At 36.0% G+C, this 12,306-nt stretch carries 9 protein-coding genes; 6 read left to right on the top strand and 3 right to left on the bottom strand.

The features are described 5' to 3' along the window. Positions 1-2 precede the first annotated feature (2 nt). The 5 genes from AAGD84_RS00380 to thyX all read left to right on the top strand — a co-directional run bounded on the left by AAGD84_RS00380 (position 3) and on the right by thyX (position 4,522). Positions 3-326 (top strand): hypothetical protein, encoded by a 324-nt coding sequence (locus tag AAGD84_RS00380; RefSeq protein ID WP_264329539.1) that lies wholly within the window; start codon positions 3-5, stop codon positions 324-326. Between the two features lie 146 nt (positions 327-472). After that, a protein-coding gene (locus tag AAGD84_RS00375) for an IS630 family transposase (RefSeq protein ID WP_264705388.1) occupies positions 473-1,332 on the top strand; the annotation gives its coding sequence in 2 pieces (ribosomal slippage) (positions 473-797 and positions 797-1,332; 861 coding nt in all). A 296-nt stretch (positions 1,333-1,628) separates the two neighbouring features. Beyond that, positions 1,629-2,225 carry a CPBP family intramembrane glutamic endopeptidase gene (locus AAGD84_RS00370; protein WP_341818027.1) on the top strand — a complete coding sequence of 199 codons (597 nt, stop codon included), beginning with the start codon at positions 1,629-1,631 and terminating at the stop codon, positions 2,223-2,225. A 155-nt stretch (positions 2,226-2,380) separates the two neighbouring features. Further along, a complete protein-coding gene (gene murA, locus AAGD84_RS00365) occupies positions 2,381-3,658 on the top strand; it encodes a UDP-N-acetylglucosamine 1-carboxyvinyltransferase (protein WP_006279833.1) in 1,278 nt (425 codons plus the stop codon). Positions 3,659-3,667: 9 nt separating this feature from the next. Further along, complete coding sequence (gene thyX, locus AAGD84_RS00360) at positions 3,668-4,522, top strand: FAD-dependent thymidylate synthase (protein ID WP_015589436.1); 855 nt, start codon at positions 3,668-3,670, stop codon at positions 4,520-4,522. 72 nt (positions 4,523-4,594) lie between these two features. Here thyX and AAGD84_RS00355 read toward each other — a convergent pair whose 3' ends face one another. Next, a complete protein-coding gene (locus AAGD84_RS00355) occupies positions 4,595-6,379 on the bottom strand; it encodes a hypothetical protein (protein ID WP_341818026.1) in 1,785 nt (594 codons plus the stop codon). 144 nt (positions 6,380-6,523) lie between these two features. Between AAGD84_RS00355 and priA the strand changes: the two genes are divergently transcribed. Then, positions 6,524-8,866 carry a primosomal protein N' gene (priA, locus tag AAGD84_RS00350; RefSeq protein WP_265038200.1) on the top strand — a complete coding sequence of 781 codons (2,343 nt, stop codon included), beginning with the start codon at positions 6,524-6,526 and terminating at the stop codon, positions 8,864-8,866. A gap of 9 nt (positions 8,867-8,875) precedes the next feature. On the opposite strand, the gene petA is transcribed toward priA, so the two are convergent. Together petA and gyrA are read right to left on the bottom strand one after the other, a co-directional pair. Beyond that, positions 8,876-9,475 carry a ubiquinol-cytochrome c reductase iron-sulfur subunit gene (gene petA, locus AAGD84_RS00345; protein ID WP_010963095.1) on the bottom strand — a complete coding sequence of 200 codons (600 nt, stop codon included), beginning with the start codon at positions 9,473-9,475 and terminating at the stop codon, positions 8,876-8,878. Between the two features lie 92 nt (positions 9,476-9,567). Next, the gene (gyrA, locus tag AAGD84_RS00340) at positions 9,568-12,270 is read right to left on the bottom strand and encodes a DNA gyrase subunit A (RefSeq protein ID WP_264723032.1); all 2,703 of its coding nucleotides are present in this window, start codon (positions 12,268-12,270) and stop codon (positions 9,568-9,570) included. Positions 12,271-12,306 lie beyond the last annotated feature (36 nt).

The raw sequence follows: 12,306 nt of genomic DNA, 5'->3' as shown, positions 1-12,306 counted from the left end.
TAATGATGGGACATAAAACCTCTAAGTTAAATCTAGCCAGAAAACTAAAAGAAATCAAGGAGTGGTTGAAAATAGTCCGCGGAAGTATTCGACTTAAAGATTGGTGGCAAGTACTGAAGGCTAAATTAACAGGACACTATAACTACTTTGGTATTAGCGGAAATTATTGGTGTTTGAAACAATTTTACACATCAGTAAGAAAGCTAGCATTTAAATGGATAAATCGGCGTAGTCAGAAAAAGAGTATGACCTGGGAACAGTTTGTACACTACGTAGAAGTAAATCCATTACCAAAGCCAAAAATACATTTTTCTTTATATGCATAAGAGGGACGACTGTGAAAACTAATATTGATGAGCCGTGTGCGGGAAATCTGCAAGCACGGTTCTTTAGGGGGAGTTGTAGTAATATAGCTCTTTCCATAAAAGTCCGGATGTGATAGGATAAGGGTAGATGATGATAAGGAGGTTGAATGCCAGCAGCATATAGTTATGATTTAAGAAAAAAAGCAATGGAAGCGCTAGACGAAGGAGAAAGCAGAGAAACAGTGGCAGCAAGATTTAAGATTGGACGAACTACTTTATGGGAGTGGCAGCAAAGAAGAAAAGAAACAGGAGACTTTCAATCAAAAAAACTTGGAAATGGGGGTTACAATCACAAAATTACCGACTGGGATACCTTTGCCAAATTTGCCAGAGAACACGGAGGAAAGACTCTATCGGAAATGGCTAAACTTTGGAACAACGTTAGTATCCAAACGATCTATCGAGCCCTTAAAAAAATTGGATTTACGCGCAAAAAAAGACATATGGATACAAGGAAAGAAACGAAGAAAAACGTGCTGAATTTTTGAAAATTATAGCGACAAAAGAACCTAAAAACTTAGTGTATATAGATGAGTCTGGCATTGATAACACCGAAGACTACCCCTACGGATATTGCCAGAAAGGACAGCGGTTTTATGCCTTAAAATCTGGAAAGAAAACTCAACGAATCAGTATGGTTGCAGCCTTAAGTGGAAGAAAGATAGTTGTTCCGTTAACCTTTGAAGGCCACTGTAATATGGATGTTTTTAATGGATGGTTTGAGCAATTTTTGACACCGATCTTGGAACCTGGACAGACTGTCATTCTTGACAATGCTACTTTTCATAAGTCTGATAAGATTATCGAGCTTGCTAAAGGGGTTGGTGCAGAAATTTTGTATCTGCCGCCTTATTCTCCAGATTTCAACAAAATTGAGCATCATTGGTTTGCTATAAAAAACAGAGCCAGGAAAAACATTCCTCTATTCGAATCCTTTCGTCGTGCTGTTGATTCTGCCTTCCTATGACCTGTTCGGACTATTATGAGAAATGCTATAAAACTCAAACGAGAGGAGTAAAGCTACAGCTTCTACCGAACAATTTAACCACTATTAATTGTACATTATTTGTTGTAATTACATATTTTTTGACGTGCATTATAGCTTGGTGCTTACCTTTCAAAGACATAACATTATTAACAACATTTGTTCCGGCTTCAGTTGCAATTTTGCTAACCATTTATAATAAACAGAAGGTAAGGGATCTTTTTAAACTTAGTTCGCCAAAAAACTGTCTATTAGGGTTTATACTTATTCTGGTAAGTATGCTAATTTCCAATGGTCTTTTGTCAATTTACTGCGGTTTTTCATTTTTCCGAGAGTCTTTTACGTTAGACCGTGTAAAGGATTTGAGTGCAGTTTTGAGTCCATTAGTGATGTTATTTGTTTTATTATCAACCTTTGTGATGTGGATCATTATGTCTCTTGGTGAAGAGATCGGTTGGCGTGGCTATCTTTTGAAAAATCTTAAAAGCAAAATATCAAATTTTTATATCAGAGCAATTATTGTCGGTATTATTTGGTCAGTATGGCACATACCAACTTATGTGGTTGCTGGCTCAGCTTTGTGGAAGGATGGCTTTACATTCCCGACTATTTGTGCTTATACCCTTTATATTTGTGCAATGTCTATAATGTTTACCTGGTTGTTTGAAAAAGACAACTCGATTTGGCCAGTAACTATTGCTCATGCAACAAATAATCTTGTGTATAGTGTTTTGAGCATTCTAATGCCGTCTCCTCCTCTGTCAACTTTCGATGCAGTAATTCGCGTTACATTAGGAGCAGCTGGTTATTTCATTGTTGCAATTGGTGTTATTTGGTTTGATAAAGCTCGAGAGCGTCATTTGAGTAATTCATAGTATAAAATTTCGGGGGCAATTCGCATCAGGTGTCATGCAGGTAGCATGACACTGGGATGATGAGGAAGAAAAAGCAAATTTTGCCTTTTACGGTCAATCTATTATACTTAGTAAGACTTCAATAAACTAATGAATTATACTTTATATCTAATTAAATGCACAAGATATTAATAAGAAATAACTACAAACCTTTGGTCGGAAAAATCAAGATTAATGGCTCAAAAAATGCTGTTTTACCAATAATGGCAGCAAGTCTATTAAGTAGCTCCCCGGTAATTTTGCATAATGTACCTGATTTAATTGATGTGCATCTAATGTCTAAGTTGCTTGAAAGTCTTGGAGCAGAAGTGAACTTTATGCACAATAAAAATTATAAAGCGAACCATACTTTGAAAATTGACTGCAGCAATATCAACAATCACGTGATGCCATATAAAACCGCAAGTAAGCTAAGAACTTCTTTTCTAATATTGGGTCCAATGCTTAGCAGATTTGGCAAAGCGAGAACAGCATTTCCTGGTGGATGCAACATTGGAAAGCGTCCCGTTGATATGCATATTAAAGCATTAGAAGAAATGGGAGCTAAAATTGAAATTGACGGCTATAATATAATTGCAACAGTGAAAGGAAAGCTACAAGGAAAAGAAATCACATTTGAGAAAATAAGTGTTGGCGCAACAGAAAATGTAATAATGGCAGCAACATTTGCAGAAGGAGTGACAACAATAAACAATGCTGCAACTGAGCCGGAAGTTCTTGATTTAATAGATTTTCTGAAGAAAATGGGTGCTGATATTGAAATTGATAATACAAAGGTCATAATAACAGGAGTTGAAGCACTAAATGGATGTGTTCATAAAATAATACCAGATCGCATAGAAGCAGGCACCTATGCACTAGCTGCTATAATAACCGGTGGTAAGTTGGAGTTGGAAGGAATAAATCTATCTGATATAAGGTGTATTACAAATGAGTTGGAGACTATAGGAGCTATGGTTGAACTGTATGATGGAGGCATTGTTATTTCCAGAAAAAATGGCTCTATTAAGTCTGCTAACGTTGCGACAGATCCATATCCCAATTTTCCCAGTGATATGCAACCACAACTGATGTCTGCAATGTGCATCGCTGATGGGATATCAGTAATTGAAGAGAACATTTTTGAAAACAGATTTACACATGCAGATGAATTGAGAAAGTTAGGTGCTAATATCAGCATCGAGAAAAGCAAAGCTACTATAAGTGGAATAAAAAGCTTATCTGGAGCTAATCTATATGCTACTGACTTAAGATCAACAGCAGCTTTGGTGCTTGCTTCTTTGGTAGCCGGTGGAGAAACTATAATAAACAATTCACATCATTTATGGAGAGGATATGAAGCAATGCATGAAAAACTCAATTCATGTGGAGCTGATATCTCCATTTCGTCTTGAGGATATTTTATGAATGAAGCAACCAAACGAACTATAGTAAAAGAAATAGATGCAATCTTATATGAAGAACATAAGGTATTAGACCATGGATTTATTCGAGTAGTGGATTATATGGGCTCTGATAGCGCTATAGTTCAAGCTGCTCGTGTTTCTTATGGCAAGGGAACAAAACAGATAAGTCAGGATGAAGCACTTATAAAGTATTTAATGAGACATCATCATACAACTCCATTTGAAATGTGTGAAATTAAGTTTCACGTGAAACTTCCAATTTTTGTTGCAAGGCAATGGATAAGGCATAGAACTGCAAATGTGAATGAATATTCAGCAAGGTATTCAATACTTGATAATGAATTTTATACACCTAAACCAGAACAAGTTGCAAAACAATCTGACAATAATAAACAAGGTAGCGGGGAAGCTTTTGATCCAGATACCTCAAAGGAAATAATAGATTCTCTAACAAATGACTCTAATTTAGTATATTCTCATTATGAAAAATTTATTGAGCAGGGTCTTGCAAGAGAAATTGCCAGAACTAACCTAATGCTTAATTACTACACGCAATTTTATTGGAAAATAGATCTGCATAATCTCCTTCATTTTTTGAAGCTTAGAGCTGATAAGCATGCCCAATATGAAATCAGAGTTTATGCAGAAGTTATGCTGGATATAATAAAAAAATGGGTTCCACTGGCCTACAATGCCTTTGTTGAATATTGCCTAGAATCAGCCTGTATTTCAAGAACTGGTCTAGAAATAATTCGCAAATTAATTAAAGGGGAAAACGTTACTAGAGAAGAAAGTAATATTGGTAAAAGAGAATGGGGCGAGCTGATGTCTATACTTGATAAACAATCTTAAAGATAAAGGCATACGTGTCAATCTCCTCTGTCAGTTAACTCTCGTTCACCAGATTGAATCTTGCTTTTTACATCACATTAACTCATCACTTTTATAGAACATCTCATTAAAATCATTTAGAGTTCCAAAATCCTGACCCTTGATAAACAGGTGATCATTAGCAACATGTGCTTCATCAAGAGTAAACAGCTCGTAATGATGATTGTGAGCGGGCCTAACAATTTCATTATATAAAACCATTACTTGTTCGTAGTTATATCCATCGCCAGCATGATATTTACCACGTACGGTATCATAAAAATTCTTTACATCATCATATGTCACTTGCAGCTCCACCTTATACTTTCCCACTTCAAGAGGACTTCCTGTCTTTATTTTTAAGGGATGTTGTGAATTTGCAACACTGTTAGAAGTTTCTGCTTCAATATCAGAATTTTTATCCATATTTTCTATCACACTTGCCATAACAGTTTCTTGTTCATCTTCTGTTGGTTTTGTTTGTTTTTCAGTCTTATTACTGCTACTGTCAGTTTCCACAGTTACTTTTTTTACTTCTATATCTTTTTGAGCTTTCTCATTACTTTGCTTGTGTATTTCATCTCCATGCAATTTTTCCTGCAGAGCTTTTTTCGTATCAGCATAATCATCACGATTGCTTTGCAAAGCTGGTTTATAACTGCTGCTATCATCCGCTTGCATTTGATCTATATAGTTAGATTCTTCTTCCTGTATAGTATTTTTTGCGTTATCCTCACCAACCGTTCCTTTCTCCCCAGACTTGGCTTCACTCTCTACCACAACTTCTTCGTCTACTTGCTCATCATCAATTGTAAATTCAGTACCTATCTGATTGCTATCTTCCTCCAATTCATTAGATAATTTTTCAGATAGCTGGTCACCACTCAAATATGGTTCCTTTGAATATTTAGCATAATTATGGGGATCGGTTCTGTTTTCTGAATAAAACCCACTTTCAAAGTCTGAGTAGGAGCTTTGATTGAGCACAAAAAATAAGTTTTCATAATTAACCAGCATATCACTATCAGGGCTAACAAAATTTAAATATTCATCGCCTTCCCATTCTGGGTGGTGTCTATACTCTGCTATGTAGTATTTACTAGAGTCGAGAGGTATCTTGTCACCTTCTTCCCCATCAAGTTGTAAAACTACTGCTGAATGCCCATTACCTAAATCATTACCTTTTACCACTTTGAATATTTTAATCTCATCCTTTTCTACAAGTTCTTTTAACTCCTCGTTCTTTTCATTTAACTCTTCCTCCCTTTGTCTTTCTGCTTCTCTCTCTCTTGCCAATCTTTCTGCTTCTTCATCAGCTTTCTTCTGCAGTTGTGAGAATACATTTTGTAATATATCTTGTGTGGTTAAGCTATTTGTGTTGCTTAAAAAATTATCTAACACATTTGATGCAATTGGTGACAATTCACCGTGATCATCAAATACTTTTTCCTTTGCTTTATCATAGTGATTTGGGTTATAGATTGCATACAGAGGATAAAAACCATAATCTGCAATTGACGCTCCGTCAGGTGATAGTTCCATTGAGAATCCATAGTAATTAAGTGGAAGATTGGAGGTTAAATATTTACCGTTATCATCCCTAACGTGTAGCTCACTTCTACCATTGTGCTCACTATATTTGTTGTAGTAGATATAAAAATTCTCATGGTTAAGATTGAAGTGATCATCTAGATTATCGAATTGAATTGTACTGCCAAGCTTCTCGCGCAAAAGATTTTTGCTTTCATCTGTAAGCTTTATATGTGCAGAAAAGTAGTATCGATCTATAGGTTCGCCTTTTTCTATTTCAAAGTTCAAATTAATCTTGTCGTTGACCATTGGTAGCCTCCACAAATTCTATAAATCATTTTATTTATCAATCATACGGTCTGTACTATGAAAAATGTGTTAAACGTTAAGATTTTCTCTGTACCGATTCATCTATATTGCCAAGCTTAATAAAGTTACAAGCTCTTTAAAACAATGTTAAACTCAATCACTATGGCAAAAACAGTTGACGTATTACTATCACTTCCAATTGATCAGTTATTTTCATATGCAATTGAGGAAAATACTGAGATTTTACTTGGAGATTACGTAGTGGTGCCATTTGGCAAAAAACGCTTAATCGGAATAGTTTGGAAATACAGTGATAAAAGTAACCGAGAATTAAAATTTATTGAGCAAAAAATCGATTTACCAAATATTAGACCAAAATTGATTGCATTTGCAGAGTGGGTTGCACAATACAATTTAATACCTATTGGTATGCTTGCCAAAGTGATAATGGGAGGAGTGTTAAAAGTAAATCACATAGATAAATTGGTTTGTGTTGAACAAAAGCAGGAAACAAGTGAAATAAGTTGCCAATTAAGCCCTGAACAGCAGATAGCTAGTGATAAAATAATCAGCAATTTGAACGAGTATTCAGTGACTTTGCTTGACGGTGAGACAGGATCTGGAAAAACGGAAGTTTATCTCTCTGTGATTGCACAATTGATTAAGAATTACACTGCCGTTCCAAATGCTGCTCAGACTTTACCATCCCAGTGCCCAGAGACACAACTGTACGAACATTGTGATTTGGGTCTACCAAGAGGGTGTCATCCGAGTAGCCTGACACTGGGATCCAGTTTTTCATATAACCTCATTACAAATGTTTATTTTAACTTAAAACCAATACCTAATTTACAATCAAAATTCCTGGATTCCAGTGTCAAGCACTGGAATGACACCTTTATACTCAAGGCAAAACCCACTGTAACATTTAGCATACCGTCTTTGCCACGTACTAGTATGACACCAGAATATGTTGAAATGACATCAGGAGAAGGTAATACACAAATTTTAATCCTCCTACCTGAAATTGTTTTAACTTCACAATTGGTAAATCGTGTTCGCGGTCAGATATCAAAAAACTTAGTTGAATGGCACTCAGGGCTCACTCCAAAAACTCGCCGGAATAATTGGCTCAATATAGCAAATGGAAATGCGCAGATAATTATTGGTGCACGGTCAGCGCTTTTTTTGCCTTATAAAAACCTAAAATTGATTATCGTTGATGAAGAGCACGACTCATCTTTTAAACAAGAACAGGGAATTATATATAATGCTCGAGATATGGCGATAATCTTAGCCAAATTTGAAAATATTCCGATTATTTTATCATCAGCTACTCCACTGCTTGAAACGATTCATCATGTTAAAAACGGGAATTACAATCATGTAAAGCTAACTAAGCGATTTGGTGGTGCAGAATTGCCACTCATTAAAGTAGTAGATATGAGGAACAACAAGCAATGGATCTCCTCTGAGCTTTTTGAAAGCATCAAACAAACCATAGAGAAAAAACAGCAGGTTATGCTTTTTCTAAACCGCAGAGGGTATGCACAACTGGCAATTTGTAAAAAGTGTGGATATAAAATTTCCTGCTTAAATTGTGCTGTTTGGCTTACATATCACAAGAAAAAAAATGCTCTTTTGTGCCACCACTGCTCTTATCAATTGAAACTTCCAGAAAAATGCTCTAATTGCCAAAGTGAACAGCCATTGTCCCTCTACGGCATAGGAATTGAAAGGTTACTTGAAGAAATGGTGAAATTAATACCAAACGCAAAAACTGCGATGATAAGCAGCGATCAGAAGTCGGTTAGTAACATCATTGATTTAGTGTTAAAGGAAGAGGTGAACATTATAATCGGCACACAGATAATTGCTAAGGGGCACAATTTTCCCAAATTAACTTTGGTTGGAGTAATAAATGCAGATTTGAGCCTCGAAAATTCTGATTTAAGAGCAGCGGAAAAGACGTATCAATTATTGCACCAAGTTGCAGGCAGATCAGGAAGGTTTAATGAAAAAGGAATGGTAATAGTGCAAACTAATAATCCTGAAAGTTCAATAATAAAAGCATTGCTGCATCAAAAAAGAGACTCATTTTATGAAATCGAACTTAAGTCAAGACGCGAAGCCAAAATGCCACCATTTAGCAGATTAATAGCGCTTATAATTTGTGGTAAGAATCAGATTGCAACACAAAAAGCAGCGAATGAAATAGTAAAATCTCTTCTTTGTTATCCAAGTAGCTTAACTACTTGTATCCAGGAAAAAAATGTAGGTGTAGACAAAAAGGAATTTGAAATTCTTGGCCCATCACCAGCAGCAATAAATTTTTTAAATAATAAGTATCGGCATAGGGTATTATTAAAAATACACAATAAACACAGTTTATCTATACAAAAAAAGCTGAAATATTGGATTAAAAATTGTAACTTGAATTCGAGTATTGCAGTGATAATAGATGTTGATCCTGTGAGTTTTTTTTAACGAGTTCCGTTAAGCCTTCTTGCCAATTACCACAACATTCTCACTGGGAAAAAAATAATCAGGTACAGCCATATTTTTCGGTGCAGGACCCCCAATCACTCGGCCTGATGTATCATAATATGAACCGTGGCAAGGACAGAACCAACCATTACCATCTCTTGTAGCGTGGTCAACCGGTACACACCCAAGATGTGTACATATTCCAAGCATAATTAACCATTCGTCTTTTCCTTCGTATACTCTCTGCTCATCTAATTGAGGATCCCTCAAGCTCTTCACATTCACAGCTCTTGCAGCCTCAATTTCTTGCTTTGTGCGTCTACGAATGAATACTGGTTTACCTTGCCACTTTACTTTTACTCCGTGTCCTTCCTGAATTCCAGACAAATTCACCTCCACTGTGGAAGTTGCTAGAACTTCAGCAGAAGGATTCATAGATTTAACCAGTGGCCAAAGTCCGCTTGCAGCTCCTATACCTGCCATAGCGCATGTAGTTAATGTTATAAAATCTCTCCTACTCTTATTTTTAGTAAGATCTTTAACAGGAGGTGTTTTTTTATCCTCTTTGTCTGCCAGTGGTTTTTTATTTTTAGTTAATTTTTTGTCCATTGATCTTTACTTAGCCATAAGTATATATTTTAATTTAAATACTGCGTATTAATCAACAAAAACTTGCGCTTTTTGTTTAACCTATACTACGGTTAAGAAGCGATAGAGTTTTCAACTTCAAAAATACTATCTTCAGTGGAATCAGGATCTTCAATTTTCGCTACTGACACCACTTTTTCTCTACTTTCTGTTTTAAACAGAGTGACTCCTTGAGTGCTGCGTCCTGCAATTCTAATCTCATTGACCGAAATGCGAATTAACTTTCCTTTATCTGTAATAAGCATTATATTATCACCCTGCTCAACTGGAAAACTAGCAACAACATTACCGTTTCTGCTAGTAGTAAGAATATTGGTGATACCAACACCACCCCTGTTAGTTACTCTATACTCATACGCAGAAGTTCTTTTACCAAAGCCATTTTCAGTAATAGTTAATATAAACTCCTCATTCACTGCAAGTTTTAAGAATAATTCGTTATCTATTCCTAAATCATTCAAAGTCTTTTCCAATTTAGAATCAATGGAGTTATTAATTGCAGTCCCCAGTCTTTTTGCAAGTGGAACTTTTAAGTAAAGTTCTTTTGTTTCTGTTGCTACACCTATCCCATTTAATATGGTCATGGATATCACGCTGTCATTCTTTACAAGTTTGATACCTCTTACGCCATCTGAATTGCGACTCTTAAATTGACGCACATCACTTACAACAAATCTGATACTTTTTCCAAGCGTTGTTGAAAGTAAAACATGGTCAATTTCATTACATACCTTAACCGATACTAATTTGTCTCCTTCATCGAGCTTTATTGCTATTTTTCCATTGCTTGGAATATAGTGAAAGTCCGCTAAGGAGTTACGCCTTATGTTTCCATAGGCAGTAGCAAAAACTATGTTTTGATTTTCGTCATTTTCACTTGGCAATGGCATGATATTAGTTATAGTTTCACCATCGCTAAGCGGAAATATGTTAACAAGTGCTCTTCCACGTGCGGTTGGCTCTGCAAGAGGTAACTTATAAACTTTTAATCTATAAACTCGACCAATGTTAGAAAAGAATAAAAAGCTAGTATGGGTATTTCCAACAAATAATTCTGTGATTACATCCTCTTCTTTTAATCCCTGTCCTAGCTTTCCTTTTCCACCACGACGCTGAGTTCTGTAGTGAGAAAGTTTTACACGCTTGATATAACCATTCATAGTTACGGTTATCACCATATCCTCTTGTGGAATTAGATCTTCAGCTTCAATGTCCGCGTCTGACTCTTCTATTGAAGTTTTTCGCGGCACAGCAAATCTGTTCTTTATTTCTTGTAGATTGTTTTTTATTTCTTTCATCAACTTCTCTCCTGAGCCAAGAAAAGCGATATATTCTTTTATCAGGTTGATCATTGAACTTAGCTCAGCTTCTAATTTGTCTTTTTCAAGGCCTGTTAAACGCTGCAGTTTCATATCAAGGATAGCTTTAATTTGTAGCTCAGTTAATCTATACACTCCATCTTTCAAAAAACTTGCGCTATCTGAAATCAACTCGATAATAGTGTTGATTTCATTCGAAGTTTTCCATTCTTTATTTAAAAGTTCTCTACTTGCTTCCGCAGGATCTTTTGCACCGCGGATGATTTTTATCACTTCATCTATGCTGAGGACCGCAATGTAGAGCCCTATATATATATGAGCTTTTTCTCTCGTTTTTCTTAGACGAAATTCTGTTCTCCTGATTAACACTTCTTTTCTAAAATCAATAAAGGCCTCTATGATTTCTTTCAATGACATCAAAGCAGGCCTGTTGTTATTGAGCACTAAAGTGTTAACACTAAAACTACTTCTTAGTGGAGTTAGCCCCAATATTTGATTAAGTATAAAACTTGCTTCAGCATTTCTTTTGAGGTCAATTACTACTCTAATACCAGACTTATCGGACTCATCCCTAATTTCTGTTATACCATCAATTCTTTTTTCTTTTACAAGCTCACCTATCTTCTCAATTAATTTTACTTTATTTACCTGGTAAGGTATTTCATCAATCACTATTGCTTGCCTATCTTGTGGCAGATCTTCTATATGAGTCTTGCCTTGCACAACAATTGATCCACGACCAGTTGCAAATGCTGATCTTATTCCAGACCTTCCAAGAATTGTTCCCCCAGTTGGAAAATCCGGCCCTGGCATCACTTCAAGTAACTCATCCAAAGTAACTTCAGGATTATTTACATATAATATACAAGCATCTATTATTTCTCCAAGATTATGAGAAGGAATATTGGTTGCCATACCAACTGCAACACCACTTGCACCGTTTACCAATAGATTCGGAAACTCTGCAGGCAGCACAACTGGTTCTGTTTCATTTCCATCGTAGTTTGGCCTAAAATTAACTGTATCTTCATCAATATCATTCAGTAAAAAGTGCGACACTTTTTGAAGTCTTGCTTCTGTGTATCGCATTGAAGCTGGTGGATCTCCATCTATCGAACCAAAGTTACCTTGCCCATCAACAAGTGGTAAAAGAAGAGAGAAATCTTGGGCCATTCTAACCAAGGAATCGTAAATAGCTGCATCACCATGTGGGTGATATTTCCCCATTACATCCCCAACTATACGAGCTGCCTTTTTATATGGCTTACCGGCATCGAATCCAGCTCTTGACATTGCATATAATATGCGCCTGTGAACAGGTTTAAATCCATCCCGCACGTCAGGTATAGCCCGGCTTATGATAACGCTCATTGCGTAGGAAAGATAAGAATCTTCCAGCTCTTTTACTATTGAGATTGGTACTATATTATCCTGCATTTTCTACACTTTAATTGAAGTAATTAATAATACTAA

It is taken from the genome of Wolbachia endosymbiont (group A) of Andrena fulva (genome assembly GCF_964026815.1).
GTDB classification, from domain to species: domain Bacteria; phylum Pseudomonadota; class Alphaproteobacteria; order Rickettsiales; family Anaplasmataceae; genus Wolbachia; species Wolbachia pipientis.
This window is presented reverse-complemented; position numbering and strand designations above follow the sequence as displayed.

Excerpts from the sequence above, each read along its gene's own strand:
- thyX (WP_015589436.1), top strand. The coding sequence starts at position 3,668 with ATGAATGAAGCAACCAAACGAACTATAGTAAAAGAAATAGATGCAATC.
- AAGD84_RS00380 (WP_264329539.1), top strand. The coding sequence starts at position 3 with ATGATGGGACATAAAACCTCTAAGTTAAATCTAGCCAGAAAACTAAAA.
- gyrA (WP_264723032.1), bottom strand. The coding sequence starts at position 12,270 with ATGCAGGATAATATAGTACCAATCTCAATAGTAAAAGAGCTGGAAGAT.
- AAGD84_RS00370 (WP_341818027.1), top strand. The coding sequence starts at position 1,629 with ATGCTAATTTCCAATGGTCTTTTGTCAATTTACTGCGGTTTTTCATTT.
- AAGD84_RS00355 (WP_341818026.1), bottom strand. The coding sequence starts at position 6,379 with ATGGTCAACGACAAGATTAATTTGAACTTTGAAATAGAAAAAGGCGAA.
- petA (WP_010963095.1), bottom strand. The coding sequence starts at position 9,475 with ATGGACAAAAAATTAACTAAAAATAAAAAACCACTGGCAGACAAAGAG.
- priA (WP_265038200.1), top strand. The coding sequence starts at position 6,524 with ATGTTAAACTCAATCACTATGGCAAAAACAGTTGACGTATTACTATCA.
- murA (WP_006279833.1), top strand. The coding sequence starts at position 2,381 with ATGCACAAGATATTAATAAGAAATAACTACAAACCTTTGGTCGGAAAA.